Origin of the sequence: Hydrogenophaga sp. 2FB, assembly GCF_005503365.1 — a bacterium.
GTDB lineage: Bacteria > Pseudomonadota > Gammaproteobacteria > Burkholderiales > Burkholderiaceae_C > Hydrogenophaga.
This window is the reverse complement of record NZ_SCML01000001.1, coordinates 75,299-99,836: the sequence shown is the minus strand read 5'-3', so window position 1 is coordinate 99,836 and position 24,538 is coordinate 75,299. Positions and strand designations below refer to the sequence as shown.

Sequence of the window (24,538 nt, the reverse complement as noted above, 5' to 3'; positions counted from 1 at the left end):
AAGACGTTGAAGGGGCGCTTCAAGGCCAGCTGTACGTCAATGAGGCGTGCAGCCGCGGCCGGCGCAGGTTGACTTCACCCGGGTTGTCGCGCAGCGGCCAGCCCAGGGTCATGCGGGCTTGCACACGCTGGCTCCAGTCGGCTTGCAGGCCGATGCCCGCGCTGCTGAGAAAGTCGTTCTTGACCACGTCTTTCAGTGGGCTCGGGCGGTAGGGGAAGGCGCCGCCGTGGTCGAGGAAGGCGAAGCCGGTGAGCGCTGGCGTGAAACCGCCCGTACCCAGTTGCAGCAGCTGTTGGCGCAACTCCGCGCTGGCGAGGTAACCGCTGTTGCCGGTGAGCAAACCTTCGGAATACCCGCGCACGCTGACGCTGCCACCCAGCTGGTATTGCTCGGATGAGGGCAGCAGATCGGTCGGGCTGTATTGCAGGCCGAAGCGCAGCAGCAGTTGCGTCTTGGGTGTGAGCGACGCCAGCCAGGCGGTGTTGGCGCGCAGCGCGACGAAGTTGCGGTCGCTGCCCAGGGATTTCTCGCCCAGGTTCAGGTTGAGGTCCAGCGTCCAGACCGAACCATCGCCCTGGTAGTCGCCCGAGGTGCCGAGGGTCAGCACCGTGAGGTGGGTGTCTTGTTGCGTGAAGCCGCCAAACGTGCTTTTGCTGTGGCGGTCCGCGAACCGCGCATACGCGCGCCAGAGGCGCCGCGCGTCGACCACGAAGGGTTGGCTCAGGCCCACGGTGAGGCTGCTGGATTCGCCGCCGATGTCCAGCGGCACGAACGGGCCGCGGATGACCTTGATGTCGTCTTCGCTGTAGCTGGCCTCCAGCCGCAGGTCGTCGCGCGTGAGGGGGGTGGAGTAGCCGATGTACTGGCTCTCGCTGCCTTTGGCACGCACGGCCGAGAGTGACAGGCTGTCGTCGCGGCTGGCCAGCCCGTTCCACTGCGCGAGCACGCCCAGCCGCAGATGGCCCACGGTGGTGCGCCCGGCGTTGTCGGTGAACACGGAGAAGCGGTAGGGCTTGGGTTCCACCGATTCGAGTGCGACATCGGTGGTGCCAGGAGCCTGGCCAGCGCGCACGTTGGCGCGCAACTGGGCCTGGTGCAGGCGGTTGAAGCGGACCAGGTCGGATTCGAGTTCGGGCACGGACAGCAACCGGCCTTCCTGCACGCGCACACGGTCGCGCACGAAGGCAGACGAGACCTGGTTGGCCGACTCGACCTTGACCTCGCCCACACGGGCTTCCACCAGGCGGATGCGCACCACGCCGTCGCGCACGTCTTGCGGTGGCAGCACGGCACGGGCGGTGGGCATCTGCTTCTGGTCGTAGAGCTGGTTGAGTGCGGCCACGGCGCCGAACAGGTCTTCGAGGCTGACGGTGCGGTTCTCGTACGGCGCGAGCGTGGCGCGGATCTCGGCCTCGCTCAGGATCTCCGAGCGGTCCACCTCGAAGCGTTTCACGGCGATGTTGCGCTCCTGCGAGGCCGCGCTGGGCGCGGGCGTGGGCGGCAGCACGATGCCCGGCGTGACCGGGCGCTGTCGCAGGCGCTGCTCCTGGCGCAGGCGTTCGAGTTGTTCGCGCTCCAGCCGTTGGATGGCGCCGATCTCGCCCGCAGCGTCCTGCGCGTGAACGGTGGAACTGGCCAGCAGGATGGCCAGCGCGCAGCAACGGGCAAGCGGTGTCGTTCGGGTCACAGGTCTTGGTCCAGTCCGTCGAGGTTGATGTTGACGAGGTCGCGGCCATTCTCTCCACCGCCGCTGCCAGTGGCGAGTTCTTCGTCCTCGGGCTTGGCGTTGGTGCTCAACAGGCTCTCGCCGATGGTGCGTTCGGCGCTGCCGGCGGGTGAACCGGCGACATGGCGGCGCAGGTCGTGGGTGATGACGTAGCTGCCGACCGTGGCCTGGGTGGGCGTGAGGCTGAGGGAGAAGTCGCCGTTGAGCGTGAAGCCGCGAACCGTGGTGCCGTCGGGCGCGGGTGGGCGGTCCTGGTGGTCGATGCGGGCGGTGAAGAACGGCGTGACGAAGGTGGCCGCATCGCCCACGTGGCCGGCGGGAACGCCCACCGTGGGGGCGTCGGTGGTCACCAGCGCGTTGCCGACCACGAAGGTGGGCAGTTGCAGGTCGCCCGCGCCGCGCACGTCCAGTTTGACGTCTTGTGCCACGCCGCCGCCAATGCCGGTGACATGCACCACCGCGCCAGCGCCCGGGACCACGGGGCTCATCGCCACATCGATCAAACGGCCCTGCAGCGTGAGCGGGCCGCCCGAGACCACGCGCAGCGGGTCGGGGCCGCCGAGCGCATCGGGCGCGCTGGCCAACACGGAGCCCAGGGCGCGCACATCGGGGCCGGCGCCACCCGTGCGGGTGATGTTGCCTGTGCCATCGGTGCCAGCGCGCAGGGCGGCGTCGCCATTGGTGCGGATGTTGCCGCCCGCGAAGTGGATGTCGTCGACAGCGGTGAGCTCCACGCCCGCGCCGGCCTGCACCGTGCCGCCCAGCGTGATGCTGCCGTCGCCCGAGCTCAGGTTGAACTGGCCCTGGGTGGTGATGTTGCCCAGCGTGCCGGAGCCGCCGATGGTGTTGAGGTAGATGCCGTTGGGCGCGCTGGCGCTGAGCACGCCGGGGTTGCGCACCTGTACGTCGATCGCGTTCTGCCCGCCGGGCTTGCCCACGGTGTCGCCCGCGTTGAGCGTGACGCTGGTGGCGCGCACGTCGAGCAGGTTGTCCGGGCGGGCTTCGACGATGCTGCCTTGTGCCTCCAGCGTGGCGTTGCCTTTGGCGAACACGGTGTTGACGACCATGTCGCCCTGCAGTTCGCGCACGAACAGGTCGGTGTTCGCGCGCGCCGTCAGCGTGCCGGTGGCGCCGAGGTCCACCGTGAACGCGGTGAGCGCGCTGCCGACCTGGCCTTGGCCGGCCTCGAGCACGGCGCTGTTGGCCACCACGTGCGTCTGGCCGGGCGCGCCCAACAGGCTGGCGCCGGTCTTGATGCGCACTTCGTCGACCGCACTGACCTGGCCGATGGTGAGATCGGCCTCGGAGCCGAGCAGGGCGCTGCCGGTCGTGGTGCTGGCGTTGAGCGTGCCGGTGGCGGTCACGTCCAGGTCTTCGAACTGCTTCACGCGGATCTGGCCGTTGCCGTCGACCGTGATGTCGCTGCGCTCGGCCGTCATGAGGATGAGCTTGTGCTCGTCGCTCAACAGCCCGTTGGCGTCCAGCGTGATCACCGCGGGCGCGGCGTGCTGCAGGCCGATGCCGTTCTGCGCGCTCAACGTCACGTTGCGGCCGACGACGTTGGCTTCTTCGAGGCGGATGTCGGTGTCCGACGTGGGGCGGAACAGGCCCGATGCCAGGCCGTTGGCCAGTTCCGAGTCCTTCCACTTCCAGCCTTCGGAGAGTGCGGCGGTTTCCGTGGCGCTCAAGGTGGGCTGGTAGTTCGCCACGTAAGCGCCGTCGCCAAAGCGGGCATGTGCCGCGTGGTACGCGGTGGTTTGCTGCGCTTCGTAGTTCGCCAGCTCGGCCGCGCCCCAGCCGGGGTTGACGCTCTGCAGCGAGGCCGCCTGCACCGGTGTGAGGTGGAACTGGAAGTTCGGGTTGTAGGCGTCGGCGGTGAAGCCGCCATTGTCCTGGCGCTTGAGGTTGCGCATGCGGTAGTAGTTTTCGTACTGCTGCTGCAACAGGGCCTTCTGGGACTTCAGGCTGCGGTCCAGTGCGTCGTCGGCTTCCTGGCCGGTGAGGCCCATGTCGGCCCACAGGGACAGCAGTTCGGTGCGCGTCTTCTCGTCCACCTGTTCCACCGTGTTGGCGTCGAGCAGGCGGCCCGGCGTGGTGAGGAACACGTCACCCGCCACGGAGGCGATCTGTTTCACGCGCATGTCGCCCGTGGCTTCCTGCAGGCGGATGTCGCCAGCGGCGCGGGCCGAGAGCGTGCTGTCGTTGCCCAGGGTTTCGACCTGCAGCGCGAGGTTGTCCATGAGGCCGTGGATGCCGCCGTTGAGCGAGACCAGCGAGACGTTCTCGCCCGTCACCGCCGTGCCGGCGGCCTGCGTGCGAATGTGGCCGTCGGCGCTGAGGTGCACGTCGCCCTGCGTGGCGGTCACGCTGTTGATCAGCAGGTCGCCGCGCGTGGTCGCCACCGACACGCCGTCGCGCCCGCTGGCCGTGAGCGCGCCCCCGTTGACGAGTTCGACGCGCACGGGCGCGGCTTCCGTGCCGATGGCGCCGGCGGACGCGGTGAGGTTGATCTGCTCGCCCAACAGGCGCGCGTCGGCGTTGGCGCTGCTCATGCCTTTGCCCGCATTGACGGTGATGTCGCCCGCCGCGCTGCGCACCAGGCCCGAGAACACCAGTTGGCCCGTCGTGTCGACCTTGACCTCGGAGGTGTCGTAGCCGGTGAACTTCACCGCCACCGACTGCGAGGCGTTGAGGCTGTGCTGGTAACTCTCGGACTGCGTCCAGCTGTACTTCTCTTGCGAGACGTACATGCGGCTGTGGCAGACGCCCCAGAAGCAGTCGGTCTTGTAGCTGGTGGTAGGCAGGTCGGTCTTGACCTCGGCGCTGTTGCTGTTGTTGTAGTCCAGCTGGTAGTCGGCGCCCTGGGTGGCCACGATGGAGAGCCAGTCGCCCGAGACGCGGCCCACGTAGGTGCTGCTGGAGCTGACGCTGTCAGGCTGGCCGCCGGGGTCGCGCCCGAGCCAGTCGGCACCCCAGGTGGTCTTGCTCTTGTAGGTTTCGGTGCGCTCCCATTTCGTGGTCTCGGCGTTGATCCAGTTGAAGCGCCGGTTCGCCATGGGGTTGTAGTCGGTCTCGCGGCCGCTGTTGGTGGTGGCGGTGTCCACCACCTGCATCGCACCGCCCGCACCGGTGTTGGTGCGGGTGGTGGCCACGCCGTTGACGCGCGTGATTTCGGTCACCAGCGGCGCGTTGCCCGAGCCGCGGTAGTTGCCGCTGGCGTCGCGCGCGGTGTCGGTGATGCGGATCATGCCTTCCACGCCGGGGCCGGTGTCCAGGCGGCCCACGGCCAGGTCGTACGTGGTGGTGTTGGTGATGTTGATGCGGCCGTAGCCGTCCATCACGCGCAGTTCGCCGTTGCCGGTGGAGAAGATGTCGCCAAACAGCTCCATGTGCCCGCCACCCATGCGCACGTCGGCCAGCTCCAGGCGGTCGAACTGCGCGTCGTAGCGCAGCTTGATCGCGCCGCTGTCGGCGATGCCATCGGCGGTGGGGTTGGTGAGGTCGATGTAGCGCTGCGCGGTGCTCGGGTTGGCCTGCCAGGCCGCGCGCGCCGCGCTGATGGCCTGGGTGTTGGTGAGCGCCGGGTTGGTGACGTTGGCGGTCGACAGCAGCGCGTCGGTGATGGCGATGCCGCGCTCGGGCAGGCCGGCCTGGATCAGACCATTGATGTTGAGCTTTTCGGCGCTGATGTAGACGTTGTTGCCGGCGATGGTCGAACCGCAGGCCACGTCGTCGCAGTCGGGCAGGCCGTTTTGCGAATAGTCGGCCTTGATGGCTTCTTTCTGGCCGGGCAGGGCGCCCAGGCGCGCGATCGGGTCACCGCCCTGGTGTGTGTAGCCCGGGGTCCAGGTCTTGATGAAGTCGCCGCCCGTGGCCAGGCTCACGGTCTCGGCGCTGATGTTGCCGGCCACGCGCATGGTGCCGTGGCTGGTGGCCTTGGCAACGCCCCCGAGGTTGGTGACATTGCCGTAGAGCCAGAGCTGCGCGGGGCCACCGGCGTTGCCGCTGTTGGCGGTGTTCGTGTTCTCCACCAGGATCAAGGGCTTGGCCGAGTTCAGGGCGTCGGTCACGCTCAGGCCGGCGCTCTGGCCCATGGCGTTGCGCTGGTTGATGTCCGCGGCGCTGGAGACGCGCATGCCGTTGAACGTGACCTGGCCACCGCCTTCGTCGGGGATGAGCAGGTCGGCATTGACGCGCAGGAAGCGGCTGGACGCGTTCTGGATCTCGATCTTCGCGTCGCCAGGGGCCGAGAGCGCGCCGTTGCCGGTGAGCGCCTTGCCGCTGACGCGCACGTTGCCGGTGCGCGCGGTGATGATGTCGCCGGCCGCGCCGATGTCGATGAAGTCGACGTTGGTGGCGCCCTGCATCTGCGTCAGCTGGCTGGAGAGGAACTGTGCGTCGGCGTACATGCCCAGCGCCGCGTCGGAGCTGCTGCCGGCGTTCTGCGCGGCCACCACGTCGGCATTGGCCTGCGTGAGCTGGGTGTTGGCGGTGGCCAGCCAGGTGGTGTTTCGGGTGACGGCCTGGGTGGCGGTGGTGTCGGCGTCGATGGCGGCGACGATGGCCGCGCTCTTGGCCGAGGTGTTGGCCGCCGTGCGCGCATTGGCGACGTTGGTGGCGGCCGTGGCCCGGTCGCCGGCGGAGGCATTGCCGGGCAGGGCGGCTTCGGCCGCGAGCGCAGTGGCCACGGCGCGGGCCTTGGTGGCGGCGTCCGTCGCGCTCGTGACCATGGTCTGCAGGTAGGTCTTGGCTGTTCCCGTGGCTCCGGCGGCGGCCTGGGTCAGGTCATTGGCCACGGCTTCGGCCTGTGTGGCCGCGGTGGCAGCGGCTGTGGCGTTGGCCGCGCTGGCGGCCGTGACCGTGGCGGTGGCCGCGGCGGCCACGCGCACGCCGGCGGTGGTGCCGGTTTCCCCGGTGTTGGTCGCGGCCTGCGCCGCGGCCAGGGTCGCTGCGTTGGTCGCGGCTGCGGCCGCGGCGCTGGCAGAGGTGCCGGCGTTGCGCGCGGTGTCGGAGAAGCCGCGCACGTCGGTGCGGGTGTCGGTGGCGTCGGTCAGCGCCTGTTGTGCGGCGTTGCGTTCGGCGAGCGCGGCGGCTTGTTTGTCCAGCGCCGCCGCCGCGGCACTGCCTCCCTTGAAGTTGTCGTACTGCTCGCGCTTGCGATCGGCAGCGTCTTCCAGATCGTCGATTTCCTGCTGCAGCAGCTGGGCGACGTTCTGGCCATCGGTCTTCTTCGCCACGCCTTCCAGTGCTTCAGAGGACGTGATGGTGCCGTCCGCAGCAATGTTGATCCACTGCTGGCTCCAGATGCCCGCCTGCACCGTGCCCGCGACCTGCACGTGTGACGACGGCCCGCCCGCGGGCGAGACGAGGTTGGCGTTGTCGTAGGTGGAGCCGCCGGTGATCTTGAGCGCCGAGCTGTCGGCGCCGAAGAACTCGGCCAGGGCGGCGAGCACCTCGCGGTACAGGTCGGTGCCTTCGCCGTAGCCGCGCGCGCTGTGCGTGCCTTCGGTGGCCGTGAGGTGCACGTCGCGCACCGCGCGCACCTGGGCGTTCTGCGCGACGGTGACGTCGTTGTGCTGCACGACCTGGCCATGCGCGTTCGGGTCCGTCTCGATCGGAATGGCGGTGCGGTTCCACAGCCGGGTTTCGGCGTCGGCGTTGAGGTTGTTGGCCTGCGTGCGGTCGGTGCCGGCCATGAGGTGGACGTTTTCCTGTGCTTCCAGGAAGGCGCCATCGCCGATGCGCACCGACTGGTCGGCGGTGATGGTCGCGCGCGTCGTGCCCTCGGCGGCGCCGGCCAGGCCGTAGGTCTTGGAATGGGCGCGGGTCAGTGCGGTGGCGTTGGTGCGCGCGGAGAGTTCGATGTTGCCGTCGCTCAGCAACGAGGCATCGCCCACGTCCACCCTCGCGGTGTTCACGTTGTCGATGGTCGATTCGGCGCGCGCGATGGCGATGGCGCCGCCCGAGTCCAGGCGCACGCGGTCGTAGGCGGCCACGTCGTTCCAGGCCGCGAGTTCGAGCAGGCCGTTCACGGGCACGTTGACCAGCTGGCCACTGGGGTTGAGCACCGCGTTCACGGCGGCGTTGTTCACGCCGATCAGGGTGTTGGTGGCGAGGTTCACCTGCGCGTCGGTGCGGATGCGGCTTTCGGACACGGCCGCCGCGGCGTTGAGCACGCCGCCCGAGCCGGAGTCCACGTTGTAGCCGGTGGCGTTGGCCGAGGACTTGTGAATGTCATTGCCGGCGCGCGCGCTGAACAGGTCTTGTGCGGAGATGGTCAGGTTCGGCCCGATGTTGACCAGGGCCTGGCTGTCCACGTCGTTGATGGCGCGGGCACCGGAAGCGCCCACGGCGGCGGCGCTGGTGGAGTCGGCCGTGGCGTCGAAGTCCACGTGTTGCACGGCGTCGATGTCGACCCTGTCGGCCACCACGGTGCCGCCGGCGCCGGTGGCGGTGCCCAGACGAACCGCTGTTCGGGCGAGCGCATCGGTTTCGGCTTTGGAGGCGAGCAGCACACCCAGGCCGCCCGCACCGGCCACCGTGCTGGCGCGCAGTGTGTCGCTGCCCTGGGCCTGCAGGTTCAGCGTGCCCGCGACCAGCACGGCGGCGTCGCCCACGCTTACCAGGGTTTGGGTGTTGGTGCTGGCATGGGCGGTGTTGCTGCCGGCGGCGAGCAGGCCGATGTTGATGCCAGTGGCGTCGGCCTTGGCGCTGGTGGACGAGAGGGCTTGAACGCCGAGGTCGCCTCCGGTGGTGATGTCGTTGCGATCGCCGAGCGCCGCGTCGGTCGTGGACATGACGCGGGCGGTGGCCTCGGTGGCGCTGGCACCCAGCAGCAGGCCGCCGGCCGCGGCCGTGGCCTTGCTGGCCGCGGTGTCGCCGCTGCGCTGGGTGCGCGCACGCACCTCCATGCTGCCGGCGACGATGTCCACATCGTTGCCCGTGCTGGCGCGCGCCACGGTGTTCACCTGGGCATCGGCCAGCGAAGCGCCGATGGACAAGCCGGCGGAGACGGCCACGCCGAGCGACTCGGCGCGCGCCATCGGGTTCACGTCGGCGCGCACCAGCACCGTGCCGCTGCCGGTGCGGATGAAGGCGTTGTCGCCGATCCTGGACTGCGCCTGGCTGTTGTCGCTCACGTCGGACTTCGCGCCCACCGCGCCGGCCACGATGCCGCCAGCGGCGGCCACCACGTCGGCGGTGCTCTCCGTTTGGGCCGAGCTGTTCACGGTCAGGGACGTGGCCGAGACGCTGGCGTTGTCCAGCAGGTCGGCGCGGGCGGTGCTGCCCTGCTCGACATTGGCGATGGCCGCGCCGATGCCCAGCACGCCGGCCGCGCCCGCGCCACCGATGGCGTTCAGTTCGTGATCGAGCAAGGCGCTCACCGTGACCGTTCCCGAAGCGATCACCGTGCCGCCCAATTGGGCCTGCGCGGTGGAGGACTTGTCGTGCCAGGCAAAGCTGGCCGCCAGGCCGGCCAGGCCGGCGCCGCCCGCATAGGTGCGCAGCGTGGACGCCCCGGTCTGCGCGTCGGCCGCCTGCACGATCACATTGCCGCCGGCCGTGGTGTTGCCGGCCAGTGTGGCCTGGGTTCGGTCGTCCACCATCGCGATGGCCACGCCACCGCCGAGCGAGAGACCGCCCGAGATGGCCGCGCCGACGGCGGTGGCGTTGGTCGTGGTCTGGTTGATGGCCTGCACGCTCACGTTGTTGCCGGCCGCCAGCGTGGCGCCCGAAGCCACCGTGGCGGCGGCGCTGGTGGCCGTGGGTGTGGCGTTGAAATCGCTGTTGAGTGCCACGCCCGAGCGCGCGCTGTTGGCGCGCTGTGCCGAGGCGCTGGCGCCGCTGTTGTCGGCGGCGAGCTGGTCGCCGGTGGCGCTGCCGCTGACCATCTGCCCGGCTTTGTCCACCGAGCTGGACGTGTTGTCGCGCGCATCGCCATCGGGGCGTGCGCCCACCGAGATCACCGACACGGCGCCCGCGATGCCGGCCGTGTAGCCACCCGCGGCGGCGGTGGTGAGCGATTCGATGTCGCGCTCGCTGATGGCCGAGAGCGTGATGTCGCGGTCGGCGTCGATGCGGGTGCCGTTGCCCACGCGCGCGCTGGCGCTGGTGTTCACCAGGATCACGTCGGCCACCGCGCCCACACCCACGCCGCCCACGCCCAGGCTGCCCAGGCGGTTGTTCACGGCGGTGCTGTCGTAGGCGGTGATGGCGACATCCTGTGCCGCACCGGTGTAGCCACTGTCGGCGTTGATGCTGGCGGTGCCGCCCAGTTCGGCCGTGGTGCTGCTCTTGGCGACCAACACGCTCACCGTGCCGGCCACGCCAGCGCCACCGGCTGCGGCGGCGGTGTAGGCGTGGTTGGTTTGTTCGAACGCGCTTTGGGCGTTGATCTCGGTGCTGCCGTTGGCGTTGAGCGTGCTGTTGCCGTCCACGCGCGCGGTGGTGTTCTGTTCGGCCACGGTGACCGCTGCCGTGACGCCCACGCCGACCGCGCCGCTGACGGCAAGCGCCCCGGCCACGATGTCGACCACCGTGTCGGCCTCGGCCTTCACGCTCAGGCTGCCTTGCGAGGCCAGGTTGGCGTTGTTCACCAGGGCCTGTGTGCTGCCGTTGAGCAGCACCAGCGCGCCCGTGCCGGCCAGGCCGGCGTAAACCCCGCCGCCCACCGCCACGGCGGCTTGGGTGATGTCCGTGGTGGCGCGCGCCTGCACCGCGAGTGCCTGGCGCGCTTGCGCGTCCGCGTCCTGCACGCGGGCTGTCGTGGTGTGCGAGACGGTGATGGTGTCCACCGCGCCGCCCACGCCAGCGTTGCCGCCCACGGCACCGCCACCGGTGCCGGAGACGATGGCATCGTGGTGGAAGGCGGCCACGCGCGCTTGCTGCGCCGCGTTGCCCAGGCTGGCGTTGAGTTGTGCGCCATCGCTCAGTTGGGCGGTGGTGCTGCCGCCCATGAGCGCCACGCTCACGGTGGCCGCCACGGCGGCGCTGCCGCCACCGGCCGCGCTGACCGCGATGTTTTCCAGCTCGGCGGTGGACGAGGCCACCACGGCCACGCCACGCAATGCGTCCTGCTGCTGGCGTGTGTCGAGCGAGCCGTTGCCGGCGAGCAGGCCGTTGTCCACCTGCGCGGCGGCGCCGTTGCCCAGCGCGGTAACGCGCGTGCCGCTGCCGCTCACCTGTGCGGTGGTGGCGGCGTGCATGTCGTTGATGGCGATGGCGCCCGCGCCACCGACCGAGCCGCCCAGGCCCACGGCACCCGCGCGCGACTTCACTTCGTCGTCGCTTTGCGCGGTCACCAGTGCGTTGCCGCTGGCCTGCACCACGGCGCCGCCGTGGATGCGCGCGGTGTTGCTGCCGCCCACGTCGTTGATGGCGATCGAGCCCGCGAAGCCGGCCGTGCCGGCGCCCGAGCCCGAGATCGCCCAGACCTCGAGGTCGCCCCGGCGCTGCGCGTCCACCGCCACGTTGGCCGCGTTCACGCTGCCGCCGCTGATCTCGGCGAGCACCTCGCCGTTGATGTGGTTGTACGAACCCGATGCGCCCACCGCACCGTTGCCGCCCACGGCCGCCGCGCCTGTGATGGAGCCGACGGTGGAGCTGTCGCTCGCCGCCACGGACGCGAGGCCCGTCGCCGTGAGGTTGGCGCCGTTGGTGGTCGCCGATGTCTGGTTGCTGATGGTGTTGATGGCCAGCGAACCGGTGGCGGCCACTTTGGCCGCGCCGCCACCGCCCACGGCCGCGCTGGCGATGTCGGCATCGGTGCTGGCCTGGATGGCCACCGAGCTACCGCCCACCGTGGATTGCACGACCTTGGCGTCGGTATCGTTGTCGATCACGTTGTAGGCGGCGGCCAGGCCCAGGGCCGCGTTGGCCGAGACCGCCACGCTGCCGGCGAGCGACTCGATGCTGGCCGTGTCGGCCGCGCTCACCGTGACCGCGCCGGCTGCATCCACCACCGAGCCACCGCTGACCTCGGCCAGCGTCACGTTGTGCGTCTGCACGGCCGAGAACGAACCCGCCACGGCCACCTTGTCGGCCGCAGCGCCGGCGACCGCCACGGCCTGCACGCCGGTGTTGGACGTGGCCTGGATCTGCACCGCGCCGCTCTGGCTGTCCAGGCGCGCGCCCTGGGTGGCTTTCGCCGCGACCGTGTTGGCGACCTCGCTCCAGGCGACCGATGCGCCGACGCCGGCCTGACCGCTCGTGGCGCCCACGCCGCCGGTGACGGCGAAGATGTCGGAGTTGTCGCTGGCCTTCACCGCGATCGCGCCCATGGCGTCGATACCGGTGGTCTTCTTGCCCTGCACCGTGGCCGAGGTGGTGTTGCCGATCTCGTTGATCGACACCGCGCCCGCGCCGGCCATCGGGCCTTTGCTCGCACCGATGGAGGCGGAGATGGAGTCGATCGCGTTGTCGGCTTCGGCCTGCACGGTCACCGTGCCCGAGGCGTCGATGTCGCTGGTGTCCACCAGCGCACTGGTGGTGTTGTTGATCTTGTTCCAGGCGAAGGACAGGCCCACGCCGGCCTTGCCGCCGAAGGCGATGGCGCCCGCGATCGACTGGATGGCCGAGCTGTCACCGCTGCTGAGCAGCACGTTGCCCGCGCCGTTGATGGTCGTATTCGCAAGCAGCGCCTCGGTGGTGTTGGCGATCTCGTTGATCGACACCGAACCGGCCACGCCGAGCTTGCCCTTGGCGCCGGCCAGGCTCGCGCTCAAGGTGCGGATGCTGCCATCCACCTCGGCCTGCACGGCGAGGTTCCCGCCCATGTCCACGGACGCGTCCTGCAGGCGCGCGGCGGTGGTGCCGGTGAGCGTGTTCATGGCGAACGAACCCGCGATGCCGTTGCCGTTCCCCTGCGTGGAGATGGTCACGGCCCCCGACAGCGCCTCGATCGCAAGCGTGTTCTGCGCCTGCACCGTCACGTCGTCGGCCTGCGTCACGCGCACACCATCGCGCAGTTCGGCGGTGGTGTTGGCGGTGATCTCGTTCACCGACGCGTCGCCCGACATCGCAATGCCGAACTTGCCGCTGCCCGCCCCGCCGCCGGCCGCGCTGCCCCCGCCGCTGTTGGTGTCGCCCGAGCCGCTGGGCGCATCGGTCTGCGCCTTGCTGTTGGTGGCGATGGCGCCCGCCACGGAGTAAGAGCCGATCTCGGTGCCGGCTGTGGCCTGCACCAGCAGGTCGCCGCCCGTGGCGATGGTGCCGGTGGCGGGCGCGGTGTCGTTGACGGTGTCGCGGTTGCCGATCAGCGCCATCACCGTGTTGTCGATGCTGTTGAGCGAGACCGACATGCCGATGCCCACCGGGCCCTTGGTGACGGCGACGCCGCCAGCGATGGCGATGGTGCGCAGGTCGGATTCGGCCTCGACCGTGACATTGCCCCCCGCCACCACGCGTGCCTTGTCGTCGATGGCGGCGACGGTGTCGGTGTTCATGGTGATGATGCTCACCGCGCCTTCGATGGTGATCGAGTCGGAGCTGCCACCGGCTTCGGTGACGGAGACCAGGTGGTGCTGCGACTCGGCGCTCACGTCGACCGTTTGCGCGGCCCGCACGTTCGCGCCATCGTGGATGCTGGCCGTGGCCTGGCCGCCGATGTCCAGAATGCTGGCCACGCCACCGATGGCGCCCTTGCCGCCCGTGGTGCCGAGAAATTTTTTCGAGGCAATGCCGGCGGCCGTGACGAGGTTGACCTCGTTGCGCGCGGACACGTCCACCGACTGTTGCGACAGGTCCAGCGCCGGTGTGGCCGTGGTGTTGGCGCGCTGGTTCACCTGCGCGCCCTCGGCGATCCAGGCGTTGGCGCTGTTGTCGAAGCCGAGCAGGCTCACGCCCGCCGCAATGCCCAGACCGTCTTTGCCCTTGGCCGAGTTGATGGTGTAACCCGTGAGCACCAGGTCCAGCAGGTTGCCTTGCAGGTGGTTCAGGATGGCCGCCGGCGAATTCCAGTTGATCTGCCAGGGGTAGGGGATGAGGGTCTTCGCGTCCACGCGCATTGCGCCTTGCGCGTCCACCTGGGCGTTCGCGCCGATCCAGGCGTTGGCGTGGTTGCCGAAGTTGGCGATGACGGCCGAGCCGCCGATGGCCGTGCCGGTGGAGGTGGACTGCGCGGTGGCGCTGGCGTTGGGCGCCTCGGTCACCGAGGCCTCGACCGTGAGCGCGCCGGCCGAGCGCACCGAGGCATTGGCCGCGATACTGGCGTTGGCGGTGTTGCTCGAATCGGCCCAGGCCACGGCGCCGGAGGCGTTGAACTTGCCTTCCTTGATGCCGGGGAACATGAAGCTGCTGAGCTTGTCGGCGTTGACGCCGCTCAGCTTGCCAGTCGCGCTGAGGATGGAGCTGGTGACGTTGCGCTGGATGCCGGCCTTGAAGTTGGTCATCCGCGCGGAGAGGCTGCTCGGGTTGCCCAGCGTGGCGGCGTTGGCGCTGGTGTTGTTCTGTTCGACGTCGGTGATGGCGCTCACGCTCACGTCGCCCGTGTTGGTGGTGACGGTGCCGCCCAGCGTGGCGGTGGTGGTGGAGGTGGATTCGTTCACGGCGATGCCGATGCCCAGGCCGCTGCCGCCGGTGTTCTTGGCGTCGGCCAGCACCGTGATGTCGGCCTTGGTCTCGGCCTTCACCGCGAGCGAGCCGGCTTCGGTGGTGGTGCTGGCGCCGATGTTGACGGCCGTGTCGATGGTGCTCAAACCGCGCGCGAACACCGCGTCGATCGGCTTGTTGGTGGAGTTGACCGTGGCCGAGACGTTGAGCTCGACCTCGGTGCTCGCGCCCAGCGTGGCCGCGTCACCCGCACGCAGCAGGCTGTTGCCGTCGACCGTCAAGCGGGCCGACGCGTTGGACTCGCCCCAGGCGGCGGAGAAGAGCAGGGGGCTGGCAAAGGTGGGCTTGGCCGCCGCCGTGGACGAGGCCTGCACGTCCAGGTCTTGCGTGGCTTCGACCTTGCTGCCGCCGCCGATGGTCACGGCAGCATGGGATTCGGACAGCGACACCAGGGGCACGCTGCTGAAGTCGAACAACTGGTCGTTGAGCAATTGCACTTCACCGCTGTCTTCAGACGGCAGCCAGCTCTGGTCGGCCAGCTTCAGCGCGGTGCCCAGCACGTTGAACGTCATGGACGTGTCGGTTGTGGCCTGGATCGACACATTGCGGCCGCTGATGTGGCTGGCGACCACGGGTCCGGCGGTGGGCTGGTGGTCGTCGATGGTGACGGTGGCGCGGGCATCCTTTTCGAAGCCGGCGCGCGCGCCCGCGCTCGCGGAAATGGTCACGTCGCCGCTGGCGTCGATGCGCACGCCACGCAGCGTGGTGGTGGCGATGGCATCGGTCTTGACGGCCAGAAACTCGCCGCCGGGGCCGTCGCTCAGGTCGTCGGCTTCGCTGTTGATGTACGTCTGCGCGTCGGCCAACGTGGTGTTGGGGGCCTGCTCGAGCAGGGTGACGATGGCCGAGGTGTCGGCGTTCGCCTTGAGCGTGACGTTGGCGCCTTTGATCGTCGCGTTGGTGGCCGTGATGCTGGCGCTCGCGCTGCGATCCGCTCCGATGGCGTTGATGTCTTGTGCGATGAGCGATACGTCGCCGCCGGCATGGCCGTTGCCGCCTTGGGCCAGCAGCATGGAACCGTCGCCCAGCGCGATGTGCGAGGCCTTGATGGTGAGGTTGCCCGAATCACCAACAGAGTTCCCATTGATGTGGTCGTTGCGCGTGCCGCCGGCCACCTGGCGGGTGGAGATCACCACGCCATCGGCCACGGTCACGTTGTCGTCGGCCTGCAGCGTGAGGCTGCCGGCGTTCCAGGTGACGCCGCCACCGCTGGCATTGGCGCCGCTGCGCAGCAGGTCGGCCGAGATGGTGATGTTTGCCGGGTCGATCAACACGCTGCCGGCCACGCCTTGCGTGGCGCTGGCCTGCAAGCTGCCGCCCGCGAGTTCCACTTCCTGCTTCGCGGAGAACTCGACGAAGCCGCCGTCGCCGCTGCTGCCCGCATTGGCCGACACCACGGCGCCACTTTGCAGCGTGGCCTTCTGGTCGGCCATGACCTCCACGCGCCCGCCGTGGGCGTTGGCGCCGCTGCCATCGGCGCTCACCTGGCCGGCCACGGCGATGTCGCCCGCCGCGAGCAGGCGCACCACGCCGCCGTCCATGCGCACGCTCGCGGCCATGGGCAATTGGTCGATGTTGACCAGGCTCTTGAATGCCACCTGGGCCTGGCCGCCGGCCAGGATCTGCGCGCCCGATCCGATCTGAATACTGCCCGCCGCAATGGTGGCGGCGTCGGCCGCGTGGATGCGGCCCTGGATCTGCACCAGGCCGGTAGGGCTCAGCGGAATGCGGCCCGCGAGCGCCTGCGCCGTGGCGTCACCGTCGATCACGCCCAGCGGCGAGATCAGCTGGTTCATGAACGCGGCCGTGGGCGTGGACAGCGTGAGGCTGCCCGTGTTGATCACGCCCTGCGCCCCCACGATCACGCCGTAGGGGTTGAAGAAGTACACGTTGCCGCCGAGCTGGCCGTTCTGGAAGCTGTTGAGCAGGCCGTTGATGTACGAGCGCTCGCCGTACACCAGGTTGAGCAGGTTGTGGGTTTGCCCTGGCAGGTAGAGGTTGACGGTCTGGCCCGCGTTGACGCCGAAACTCGAGAACGAGTTGTAGGCGTTGGCGCCGCGCACCGTCTGGGTGGAAATGTCGGTGACCGATCCGTTGGTCGAGACCTGGGTCTGCGTGCGGCCATCGGGCACGATCTGCGCCAGCGCGGTGCCGCCGCCTACCATGCAGGCTCCGAGGGTCATCATGGCGTTTCGGAGGGCGCAGCGGCGCAGCACACAAAGGTACTGGCGGCGCAGGTATCCCATGGCGGATTGAGTCATTGTTTGAGCCTCGTATCTGGATACTGGGTAGCACCACTCGCCAATGAAACGGATGGCACGGTATGCGCTCAGTCCTGTCCCACGCTGAAGTTGCCGGTGGGTCGCTGCCTCCCTATAGCGCCGGGCGAATCTAGCAGAACCTGTGTGAATTGCGACATTTTGTAAATTTTCGCGTGACATATCGCGCGGTTGGCGCCATTCATGGGGAATCCCCCGCAAGGAAAACCCATGAAGCCACGCATCGAAAAGGACCCGCTCGGGGCCCATTGGTGTGCCGGCCGATCGCCGCTGGCGGGGCCCTTAGGGGTGCGCCGCGTGGTAGGCGTTTTCCACCTCGGCGATCATCGCCATGCTGGCCGTCGACAGCGCGCGGCCGGTTCTTGTGCAGCAAGCGATGAGCTGGGGTTGGATGTCGGTGTCCACCAAGGGCACGAAGACAACCGGCGAACGCCGGGACGACGTGCTCAGCACACGCTGCGTCAGGATGGCGATGCCAATGCCCGTTTCCGCCGCCGTGCGCATGACCTCGTAGGAGTTGGTGGTCATCACCACGCGAGGGGCGATGCCGGCCTGCATGAACATGCGGTCCAGTACCGCGCGCAAGGCCAGCGAGTCGTCGGGCATCACCAGTTCGAACTCGGCGCAATCGCGCAAACGCACCGTGCGCCGGGACGCCAGCGGGTGCGTTTTCTGCACCATCACACAGGCGCCGACCTGGTGGCGAATGGCAAAGGTGACGTTGGGGCTGGGCTGGGGGTTGAAGGCCAGCGCGAAGTCGATTTCGTCCGCGAGCAGCATCTCGATGAGGCGTGGCGAATTGCCGACCACGACGTGGTAGTCGATCCCTGGATGCGATGCGCGGAAGGCGGTCAGCACCGTGGGCAGAAGCTCGCGCCACATGCCCTCGTTGACGCCCAGGTTGATGGTTCCCCGGTCGAGCCCGAGCAGCGAGTTCACCTCGGTTCTCGCCGCCCCCAGTTCGGCCATGGCGCGCTTGAGCCGGTAGAGCAGAATTTCGCCGGCGGCCGTCAGCCGAAGCCCGTCGCGCCCTCGGCCCCGCTCGAACAGCGGCGTGCCCATTTCTTCTTCGAGCTGCTTGACGTGGCGGTTGATGGCCGAGGCGGCCACGTGGATCTGGTCCGACGCCTTGCGAAACGAACCCGCCCGCGCGACCTCATGGAAGTAGCGCAGCGGCAGTGGGTGTTTCAGCGGGATGAAGGCGTCGCGGGACACGGTGACTCCTGAGCGCTTCGGTGGACCGACGGGTCTCGAAGTCTACTGGCGCAAGGCGCGGGCGATCACGGGACCATCAGCTCGATGAGAAACGGCCCGGGGGTGCGAACGGAGCGCTCGAAGAGCCGGTTGAAGTCCGCCATGCTGTCCACCCGCGCGGCTTCCACCCCAAAGCCCTGGGCGATGCGGACCCAGTCCAGGGCCGGTGCGTCGAGCGACAGCAAGGCGGCGCTCTGCGCACCCGGGACGGCATGGACCCGCTGCATTTCGTTGAACAGGATCGCATAGCGCCGGTTCGAGAAGATGAGGGTGGTGACGTCCAGGCGGGCGCGGGCTTGTGTCCACAGGCCTTGAACGGTGTAGAGCGCGGAGCCGTCGGCCTGCAGGTTCACCACGCGGCGCCCCTGGCCCGCCATGGCCGCGCCGGTGGCCATGGGGATGCCGGAGCCAATGGCGCCGCCCGTGAGGGACAGCCAGTCGTGGGGCGCGGCGTGCGCGGTGCCGCTGAAGGCGTCGCGCCCGAAGGTCACGCCTTCGTCGACCACGATCGCGCCGTCCGGCAGCAAGGCCGCCAGCGACGCCGCGAACGCCTGGGGTGTCACCGCGCCGGTGGCGGCGCTTGGTCGGTCGCCTGCGCTCGGCCATGGTCCGCTGACCGGGCATCCCAGCCGCTCGGCCAAGCGCTCCAGCGCGTCCTCGATGTCCTGCTCGGGCGTGGCCAGTAACGGGATCGAAACGCCTTCGGGCTCTGGCCGGGCCGGCCCGCTCGGTCCGGCGAAGGCGAGCACCGGGCGGCGCGCACCGGCCAGCACGAGGTGCGTCGTGTCCGCCAGCGATTGCACCGCCGGTTCGACGCCGTAAGGAATGCGCTGCACCTCGGGCCTCCCGCGTCCACGGGCCAGCTTGCGGATGGACGTGTTCGTCATGAGGCGCACGCCGGTTTTCTGCGCAATGCGCCCGGCGGCCGCGAGGCCACGCCCGTGCAGCGCTTCGCCGCCCAGCAGCAACACGGTCCGGGCGTCGGCGAGGGCCAGCAGCGACGCGATCCGATCGATGCGCGCGTCATCGATCCGACCGCGTGGCACCTCCGCGACGGCGGGTGAGGGCACCGCGCCGTCTTGCCAGCAGACGTCGGAGGGCAGGATCAGGCTCGCGATGCGGCCGCCTTGGGCCTTGGCCATGGCGACGGCCGTGGCCGCATCCGATCCCACGGCGTGCACGTCCAGGCAGGTGCGGGTCCAGGCGGAGACCGTGCGCGCGAGGTTCTCGGTTTCGGCGGCCAGTGGCGGATCGAGCGGCCGGTGGCCGTGGGCCTGGTCGCCGATCAGGTTCACGATCGGCGTGCCGGCCTTCTTCGCGTTGTGCAGGTTGGCCAGGCCATTGGCCAGTCCGGGTCCGCAGTGCAGCAAGGTGGCGGCGGGCTTCTGCGCGATGCGGCCATAGCCGTCGGCCGCGCCGGTGGCAACGCCCTCGGCCAGCGTGGGCACCGCCACCATGCCGGGCACGCGGTCCAGTGCCGCCACGAAGTGCATTTCGCTGGTGCCGGGGTTGGCGAAACAGGTGTCGACACCGGCCGCCACCAAGGTGTGGATGAGCGCGGCGGCGCCATTCATGCGGGGCTCGGCGTGGCTCAATCCAGCTTCAGGCCGAGCTTGGTCACCAGGCCTCTCCAGGTATCGATCTCGTTGCGCACCAGTTTCTGGAACTCGTCGGGTGTGCTGCTGCTGGCGGGCGCGCCCCGTTCCTCGAACTGCCTGATGACGTCGGGCGAGGCGAGCACCGCGGCCACCTCGGTGTGCAGGCGGTTGACGATGGGGCGGGGTGTGCCGGCGGGCGCGAACAGACCCAACCAGGACTTCATGCCCATCCCGGGATAACCCGCTTCGGTCATCGTGGGCACCTCGGGCGCCAGGGCGATGCGCTCGGGCGTGAGCATTGCCAGCGCCTTCATGCGCCCCGCCTTGACCAGCGGCATGGCCAGTGCGGCGTTCTCGAACATGAACTGCACCTGGCCGGTCATCAGGTCGGTCCACGCGGGGGCGCCGCCTTTGTAGGCGACGTGCGCAGCGGTGATGCCGGTCAGGTGGTTGAACTGCTCGCCATACAGGTGGTTCGTCGTGTTGTTGCCGTAGGACGCGTAGTTGATCGGCGTGGCGCTGTGTTTGGCATGGGCGACCAGCTCCGCCACGGTGTTGGGTGCGAAGCGCGGGCTCGCGACGATCATGTAGGCGCCGCTGACGAGTGTGGAGATCGGCTGAAGGTCCTTGACCGGGTCGTAGGCCAGCGAGCGGGTCGTGGCCGGCGCGATGGTGATTTCCGAGGGCGCGCCGAGCAGCAGCGTGTAGCCATCGGGCTCGGCGCGCGCCACGGCCTGCGTGCCGATCTTGCCGCCGGCACCAGGGCGGTTTTCGACGATCACCGGCTGGCCCAATCGGCGCGCGAGCCGATCGGCCACCAGCCGGGCCGTGGTGTCCGCGCTGCCACCCGGCGGCCAGGACACGATGATCCGTAGGGGTCGGTTGGGCCATGCGTCGCCTTGCGCCCAGCCCGAGGCACACACGGTGCTGGTCAGCGCGAAGGCAAGGAACTGGCGACGTCCTGTGGACGGCGCACCGGCGAGGGCGGCATCTTGGGTGTTCATGAAGCTTTTCTCCTGTGGCGGTGGATCGATCCGGTCGGTTCGGCTGGGGTGGTTGAAGGTGTCAGGACGCGGCGGGCGCCGAGAAGCGCTCGTCGCGCCACTTGAAGGCGGCTTTCAACCCATCCTGGGCGGCACGGTCGAAGAACTCGCGCTTTTCCTCGGAGTCCAGCAGGTGGATCAGCGCGAAGGTTTCCGCGCCCGCATCCATCGCGGCCTGGAAGCCGCGGATTTCGTAGCTGCGGTTGATGCACTGCTTGTTCATCTGCATCGCCGAGGGCGCGATCATGGCGAACTTGAACGCGAGCTGGCGCGCCGCGTCGAGCAGTTGCGCCGCAGGCACGACGCGGTTCACCAGGCCCACGCGCTCGGCTTCGTGCGCGCTCAGGCGCTCACCGGTCAACATGAGTTCCTTGGTCTTCTTCATGCCCAGGACCCAGGGCATGATGGCCAGCGGTGGGGCGGACTGGAACTGGATTTCCGGTTCCCCGAACTGCGCATCGTCGGCGGCCAGCGTGATGTCGCAGACCATCGAGAGTTCGCAGCCACCGCCCAGGCAAAAGCCGTTCACCGCGGCGATGACGGGCAACCGCGAACGCCAGATCTTCAGGCAGGTGTCGTTGCCCATGCGCGCGTGTTCGCGCCAGTCCTGAACGGTGGTGAAGGGCTTCTCGCGCGGCGAGAGATCGAAGCCCGAACTGAAGGCACGGCCGGCGCCGGTGATGACCACGGCCCGGATGTTCTGGTCGGCTTCGAGCCGGTCCATCGCATGCTGGATCTCCAGCAGGATGTCGTCGCCGAGCGCGTTCATCTTCTCGGGCATGGCCAGTGTGATGGTGGCCACCCAGCGGTCGATGTCGAGCCGGATGCAGTGGTAGGCGTGGGGGTTCGGGGAGGCGTTCATGTGGTGCGTCATTGAAGAAAGTTAGTGGGTGGTGGAGACGGGGGACTTGGGAACGATGAGGGCATCCAGGGCGCACGCGCCCCGCCCCTGGGGGAGGACGGCCACGGGGTTGAGGTCCATGGCTTCGATCACGTCGGCGTAGGCTTCGCAGATCTGGCTCACGCGCACGACGATGTCTTCGAAGGCGCGCGCGTCGGCCGGTGGCGCGCCGCGGAATCCCGCGAGCAGGCGCGCGGCGCGGGTCTGCTGGACCAGCGAACGGGCGCGTTCGGCGTTCAGCGGCGCGAGCGCAAACGCGCTGTCGTGCATCAGCTCGACCAGCACCCCGCCAGCGCCCACCACCACGCCGCGGCCGAAGGGCGGATGCTGGGCGGTCCCCACGATCATTTCGATGCCGCCGCTGACCATCTCCTGAACGACCACGCCGTCGAGCCGGGCCTGCGGCGCGTACTGGCGCGCCGAGGCCAGTATCCGGTCGAAGGCGGCCGCGACCTGCTCGGTCGACGTCAGGTTCAGGGCGATGCCGCCGGCTTCGCTTTTATGGGCGATGTCCGCCGAGTGGATCTTGGCGACCACGGGAAACCCGATGGCTTGCGCCGCCCGAGCGGCCTCGTCGGCGGTGATCGCCAGCTGTTCCCGGGTGATGCGGATGCCATGCTCGTCCAGGAATCGCTTGGCTTCGTGTTCCGACAGCGCCACGCCGGTCGACAGCCGCTGGTGCCATTTCTGATGGGGCTGCATGCGCTCGGGCTGTTCGTGGTGCGCGGGCGGGCCGCGGTGCCAGTCCACCAGCGCGCGAAGGGCGGCCAGCGCCGTCCTGGCGCCCTGCAGCACCGCAACGGTGCTGCCTTGCAGGGGCTCGATGGTGACGGGGTGCAGGGGGCCGGCCACGTTGCTGTAGAACACGATGGGCTTGGTGGCCGTTGCGCTGACCTCGCGTGTGACCTCGGCCAGCTTGCGGTAGCCCAGCGCCGCGCCCTCGCTCAGGCCGGCGGGGCAGTCCTGGGACACCGCGAGCACCGACACGTCGGGGTCCTGGAGCAAGGCGTGCATGGCGCTGGCGTACATCGCGGGGTCTGCCAGCGCGGCGCTCGTGGCGTCCAGGGGGTTGGCGGGCGTTGCATAGCCTGGCAGCGTGGCCCTGAGCGCCTCGTGGGTCGACGCACCGAGATCGGCGAATCGAATGCCCGCTTCATGGGCGAGGTCGCAGGTCAGCGCCACCTCGCCGCCGCTGATGTTGATGACGGCCAAGCCGTCGCCCCGGGGTGGCACGCGCACGGTGCTGAACAGCGCGCAGGCCTCCACCAGTTCGTCCAGATCGTTCACCACGGCGATGCCGGCCTGCCGCAGGAATTCGCTGGTGGCGGCATGGGAGCTCGCCAAGGAGCCCGTGTGCGCGGCCGATGCCGCCGCACCCGTCGCGGTGCGTCCCACTTTCAGCGCGACCACGGGCTTGCCCGCGGCGCGCATGAGCTGGGCGGCCTGCGCCAGGCGTTCCGGGCGGCGAATGGCCTCGAGAAAGAGGCAGGCCATGCGGGTGTTCGGGTCGGCGGCGAAATGCGCGAGGTAGTCGTCCACGTCCAGCGAGGCGGCGTTGCCGACGGACACGACGTTGCTCAGCCCGAAACGGCCCGTGCTGCTCAGGGCCACGCAGGCGGAGCCCGAGTGCGCCGCGATGGCGATGCCGCCCCGCACGGGGTTGGCCGGCAGCGGGGCGCTGTACAAGGCGAAGTTCGCGTGCAGGTTTCGCACCCCCAACACGTTCGGCCCGCAAACCAGCATGCCGGAGCGCTCGCAGAAGGACGCCAGCGAGGCCTGGAGCCGGCGGCCCTGCTCGCCGACCTCCGAAAAACCGCTGGCAAACACCACGGCGGCCCGGGCGCCCCGCGCCGCCGCCTGCTCGAGCACGGGCAAGACCTTGTCCGCCGACACCGCGATCGCCACGCAATCCGGCGTGGACGGGACCGCGTCGAGGCTGGCGAAACAGGCCACACCTTCGGCCTGCGTCTCGCGCGGATGCACGCCATACACCGTGCCGCCGTAGCCGGCACGCGCGAGGTTGCGCAACACGCGGTTGCCGAGCGCATCGGCACGGGATGAAACGCCGACCACCGCGACCGACGCGGGATTCAGCAAGGGCTGCAGGGTGCTGGATGCCATGGTGGGGTGCTCATTCATGGACGTTCACCACCACACGGCCCCGCACCTTGCCCGCGAGCAACTGCGGGGCGAGCCCGATGGCGTCGCGCAGCCCGATGGTCTGCGACAGCGAGGCCAGCAAAGCGCGGTCCATTTCATCGGCCAGGCGCGACCAGGCGCGCAGACGCAGTTCCCGCGGCGCCATGACCGAATCGACCCCGGCCAGCGTCACACCGCGCAAGATGAACGGCGCCACCGTCTGCGAGAGGTCCATGCCCTGCGCGAGGCCACAGGCCGCCACGACGCCGCCGTAGCGGGTGGTGGCGCAGGCGTTGGCCAGCGTGTGGCTGCCCACGGAATCGACCACGCCGGCCCACCGCTCGCGGCCGAGGGGCTTGCCGGGGGAAGACAAAGAGGCGCGATCGATCACGTCGCACGCGCCCATGGCCTTCAGGTATGCCGCTTCTTCGGGGCGGCCCGTGCTGGCCACCACCTTGAAGCCGCGGCCGGCCAGCAGCGCGATCGCCACGCTGCCCACCCCGCCCGCGGCCCCGGTCACCAGCACCTCGCCATCCGAGGGCCGCAGGCCATGGTCTTCGAGCTTCATCACGCACAGCATGGCGGTGTAGCCGGCGGTGCCGAGCGCCATCGCGCTGCGGCTGTCGAGCCCGGGCGGCAGCGGCACCAGCCAGTCGCCCATGACGGACGCCTTCTGCGCCAGGCACCCCCAATGCTTCTCGCCCACGCCCCAGCCGTTGAGGATGACGCGATCGCCCACGCGCAGGGCGGGGTGCTCGCTGTGTTCGACGACACCCGCGCCATCGATGCCCGGCACCATGGGCCAGGCGCGGACCACCGGATCGCCCCGCGCGATGGCCAGGGCGTCCTTGTAGTTCAGCGACGAGAATTCGATGCGCAAGCGGGTATCGGCGGGGGGCAGCTCCGAGTCGTCGATGCGCCTGATGGCGGCATGGACATTCCCGTGCTCTTGCGTGAGGACGATGGCCTGAGACACTGTATGGGCTCCT

8 protein-coding genes are annotated in these 24,538 nt (G+C 69.6%); all 8 read right to left on the bottom strand.

The genetic code is table 11. The features are described from left to right. Positions 1 to 19 precede the first annotated feature (19 nt). Positions 20 to 1,687 carry a ShlB/FhaC/HecB family hemolysin secretion/activation protein gene (locus FFS09_RS00445; RefSeq protein WP_171019803.1) on the bottom strand — a complete coding sequence of 556 codons (1,668 nt, stop codon included), beginning with the start codon at positions 1,685 to 1,687 and terminating at the stop codon, positions 20 to 22. Beyond that, on the bottom strand, positions 1,684 to 16,521 hold the full coding sequence (locus FFS09_RS31360) for a leukotoxin LktA family filamentous adhesin (protein WP_171019802.1): 14,838 nt from the start codon (positions 16,519 to 16,521) through the stop codon (positions 1,684 to 1,686). The genes FFS09_RS00445 and FFS09_RS31360 overlap by 4 nt, the downstream gene beginning before the upstream one ends. Positions 16,522 to 16,896: 375 nt before the next feature. After that, a complete protein-coding gene (locus FFS09_RS00435) occupies positions 16,897 to 17,829 on the bottom strand; it encodes a LysR family transcriptional regulator (protein WP_137916894.1) in 933 nt (310 codons plus the stop codon). A 65-nt stretch (positions 17,830 to 17,894) separates the two neighbouring features. Further along, positions 17,895 to 19,442 carry an acetolactate synthase large subunit gene (locus tag FFS09_RS00430; RefSeq protein WP_137916893.1) on the bottom strand — a complete coding sequence of 516 codons (1,548 nt, stop codon included), beginning with the start codon at positions 19,440 to 19,442 and terminating at the stop codon, positions 17,895 to 17,897. Positions 19,443 to 19,459: 17 nt separating this feature from the next. Further along, complete coding sequence (locus tag FFS09_RS00425) at positions 19,460 to 20,470, bottom strand: Bug family tripartite tricarboxylate transporter substrate binding protein (protein WP_137916892.1); 1,011 nt, start codon at positions 20,468 to 20,470, stop codon at positions 19,460 to 19,462. Between the two features lie 61 nt (positions 20,471 to 20,531). After that, positions 20,532 to 21,371, bottom strand: a complete 840-nt coding sequence (locus tag FFS09_RS00420) for an enoyl-CoA hydratase/isomerase family protein (protein ID WP_137916891.1) — start codon at positions 21,369 to 21,371, stop codon at positions 20,532 to 20,534. Between the two features lie 21 nt (positions 21,372 to 21,392). Continuing rightward, a complete protein-coding gene (locus FFS09_RS00415) occupies positions 21,393 to 23,531 on the bottom strand; it encodes an acetate--CoA ligase family protein (protein ID WP_137916890.1) in 2,139 nt (712 codons plus the stop codon). Positions 23,532 to 23,541: 10 nt separating this feature from the next. Beyond that, positions 23,542 to 24,525 carry an acrylyl-CoA reductase (NADPH) gene (gene acuI / locus FFS09_RS00410; protein WP_137916889.1) on the bottom strand — a complete coding sequence of 328 codons (984 nt, stop codon included), beginning with the start codon at positions 24,523 to 24,525 and terminating at the stop codon, positions 23,542 to 23,544. Positions 24,526 to 24,538: the final 13 nt, after the last annotated feature.